Consider the following 3507-nt stretch of genomic DNA (forward strand, 5'->3'; position numbering starts at 1 on the left):
CTGCTGTTGCGCCGAAACCTTTTACATATAGACTGTCCAGTTGACCCGACCGAAAAAATGAACCCTTCAAATGATTGGATTTGAAGGGTTTTTCTATTTTAATAATTTTGAATCACTTCAGGTAGAATATTCCATTGAGTTCATTATGAATGAGTGATGTTAGGTTCGAATCAACGTGGGTTTCAAAAAATTAGATGATGTACTCTTATTCAGTAATGTAAATCGATAATTATATTCAGTGATGGTGCTGATTACCGGATTACGTTGTTTCTAATCTATCCATTTCATTGATCAAGGATGTTATTAAATCCCAATTTGTTTGCTTGGTAGGGTGATTTTTCAAAATCAACAAACTTCTTTGAAATCGCTCTTAAATGCTTCGGAAAAATAACTGTTGAAATGATCAAGTTCTGCACCTATAACTTTGCTAATCAGTTCCATACTTTTTTAAGTTTTTTAAACCCCATATAGCAAGAACCGACTCTAACACAAATCCAATTAAAAAATAAATGCCCGGAACCCCATCTAAAGCCAGGCTTACTAATCTGCCAAGCGTCAACCCTCCCATAAAAGTAATATTGGTAATAGTTGCGGTGACCCATAATTTGGATTTAATAATGCCCATAATCCAAATCACGGACATACCCAGGTATAAACCCATCATAGCCCTGAAAATATTTGCCAGGTTGATAGCGTCTACTTTAAAATCAAACAGCAACGGCAGAATCATTTGCGGGTATAAACCATAGGCCAGCGCGATGGGTATGATAACAAATATGGAGACAGTCAAATGCAGGTTCTTTGAAGCGGGGCGTATCAATGATTGTTCCTTTTGATGATTAAAATTAGTATTAGTACTTCATCTATAACTTATTCCTCCGGCATTTTCTCACCTGTATCCTCATAAGTACTGCTTAGCAGCATATCCAGCAGGTCGAAATTTTCTTTTTTCCCGGTCTTTCGTTCTGCAATAATCCACCTGATTATTGCCCTTAGCCTTTTGGCTTTTTTATAGCTGGCATTTTTCGCTCCTGTTATTGGATAAAATAACCTGACTAACGTTTTGTTAGTGTCTTTGATCAAAAACCCCAGGAAAAATCTGTTGGACGAGAATCTCTCTCCATCACATCTATTTGCTACATTAATATTGAAATTTGACACGTATGAATATTAACTCACTTTTTAAAAACAATGTGTCCGCAAGGAAATAATGCAGAATCAAAGTGCGGTATTATGCCAATTCTATAAAAAAGCTCCTGATCTTTTAAGACAAGCCCTGCTCGTACCATACCTCCTGACTTATAAGAAAGCGCTCCGGTATAGAAAAAATATTCTTCTTTTGGATTAATAGTCCGTTGCAAAGAGGTCGGTTTGTTAATGCCAGTATCTAACAAAGATTTTAAAAACTTTGAACCATAATCATACAATGATTCTTTGTCAAGTGTCATTGGGTCGTCCGGAGGCACAAACAATTTTAAGTAGGAGTCGGACGAAGGAGGAATTTTGAAAGAATCAGCAGGAAAATTAATTGTTAATTCTAACGGAGTAGCAGTTTCATTAATTACACGGGTCCAGAATATTGAATATCCAAATTTTTTTCCTCTAGGATCAGTGTAGGGCCCTCCTCTAGGTCCCCCGCTGTTTTGTATTATTACGCCTTTGCCTGTGTCTGTATGTGTTGATGAGGAAATGGATGAGTCTTTGTTTGTCGAGATATGGCAAGCACACAAGGCAAGAAAACATGTCAGGAAGAAGAATAATAATCGCATGTTAGTGTCTTTTAAAAATGTTTGCTAACGTCCAGGGCTTTCTACTGTTCTGATAATCTGTGTTACTGTTGACCGGTACTGTTGCTGATCAAAGATAGAAAGCTGATGGTATATTCCAAAGCTTGGTTATGTACGTGAAGTTGCGACTGCTGCTGCTCGGCGATATTTCGATTAGGATATATTCTGAAGCCAGCATAGCAGAAAACCTCTTGTTGGCGGCTGCTTTTGTCAACGATAATAAAAAACTAACTTCTTATTAAAAATTCCATCGCTTTGTCTTAGTTCTGAGAGTGTTCCGTCTGCGTTATACTCCAAAATAGATTTTGCTCAGAAGTCACCACCTTCTATGATTTCCTAAAACTATATAAAAGGACTTGTTTTTCAGCTATTTGATCTGACCTTGCCATTTGTCATCAAAATTATGTTGCCAAATTTCTTTTTATAAATTCTTCAGTTACATAAGCTGGTTTGCCATTTTGACATTCAAAATTAATCGGTTGTTCCGATTCTAATCTATCCTTCATTGAAGTTTAAAAAATCTCCTAACACCTTTAAATCCTGTATCAACAGGTTAGAAATTTGTCCAGTTGTCCCGACTTCGCCCGCCAAAGCTTTAAGCGATGGCGGGCTTTTTATTTTTAGCAGTGTTTTATTTCGCGGGCTTCGTCGAGGCAAGGCCCGACAAATATTAAAAAGCCTTCAAGTCGTTGGATTTGAAGGCTTCTTTTTGGTTCGAAATACTCTTGTTGAAATAATTTGTTTCCATGGCAGTACTTCTTTTTTTAAACACCTCAATAACTAGTGAAATTTCCTATTGCTTTTTATTTAGGCAAGTAATTCATCCAGCCACTATTTTGACAAACGCTTGTTGTGTGCTTTTATCGTTCTTTCACTTTCGTTCGAAAGTATCCTTTGCCCGAATGCTCAATTTTACTTTTGTCTTCGTCAACTTCAAAGCATTTGAAATCAACGTAGCCGTATAAACTGTCACCTACTTTGTATACCGGTTTATCCAGGGTTAGGTTTTGGTATGCGATTTCATAAACTGGTTCTGGTTTGCCGGGGATAATTAGATCAGTCCAATAATAAAGGTTTGTATAAAATTTTTTGCCTTTGTAGTTGATAATAAAACCATAGCCGCCGAGACCACTTTCAATCCCAATGTCTATAGCCAATGTGTCCCCATGAAAAAAATGGGCTCGACAATTATTGAACTTAGCGGAGTTACTATCCGAAAGATTTAGGTGTCCTTTGGTAATGTATGCCACACCGCTGGTTCTTTTCATTGAAGTGTCTTTGTCGTCATGCATAGAAAAAATTTCGATCTCCTTGTCCAGTTGCCTATAAACGTCACATTCAATAATCTTCGGGTCAATGCTTGCATTATCCCATTGCCTGTGTTGCCTTTTGCTCTGACAACTACTTATACAAACCATTATGAAAAGCAACAATGGACTAATTCGTCTACGAACAGCTAAGTAAAGAGGAACACATTGCATATATTGCCTTTGCTTAATAAGATGAAGTCTTTTGAATAATTGCACACAACGGAGAAGCATTTGCGATGTCTAACATATAAGCCATCCCTGCCCATCTTCGAGCAAATCCACGATCATCTTCAAATGTCCAAAATGCTGATATCGAGAATAACGCGGACATAAAACCCATTTTCTTTTTTTAAATCTTCAGTTGTTTGTATCCCTCCGGGAAGTTTAACAATGGATAGTAAAATAGTTAT

General features: G+C 37.1%; 4 protein-coding genes. All 4 read right to left on the reverse strand.

Features of this window, described 5'->3' with window-relative positions:
• Positions 1 to 427: 427 nt before the first annotated feature.
• The gene (locus tag AC59IL_RS38775) at positions 428 to 820 is read right to left on the reverse strand and encodes a DUF4345 domain-containing protein (RefSeq protein ID WP_496557639.1); all 393 of its coding nucleotides are present in this window, start codon (positions 818 to 820) and stop codon (positions 428 to 430) included.
• Positions 821 to 870: 50 nt separating this feature from the next.
• Positions 871 to 1161, reverse strand: coding sequence for a hypothetical protein (locus tag AC59IL_RS38780; RefSeq protein ID WP_496557640.1), 291 nt, complete (start codon positions 1159 to 1161; stop codon positions 871 to 873).
• Between the two features lie 14 nt (positions 1162 to 1175).
• Positions 1176 to 1769, reverse strand: a complete 594-nt coding sequence (locus AC59IL_RS38785; protein WP_496557641.1) for a hypothetical protein — start codon at positions 1767 to 1769, stop codon at positions 1176 to 1178.
• Positions 1770 to 2647: 878 nt separating this feature from the next.
• Positions 2648 to 3055 carry a hypothetical protein gene (locus tag AC59IL_RS38790; RefSeq protein WP_496557642.1) on the reverse strand — a complete coding sequence of 136 codons (408 nt, stop codon included), beginning with the start codon at positions 3053 to 3055 and terminating at the stop codon, positions 2648 to 2650.
• Positions 3056 to 3507: the final 452 nt, after the last annotated feature.

This window comes from Niastella sp. sgz303648, from assembly GCF_059587045.1.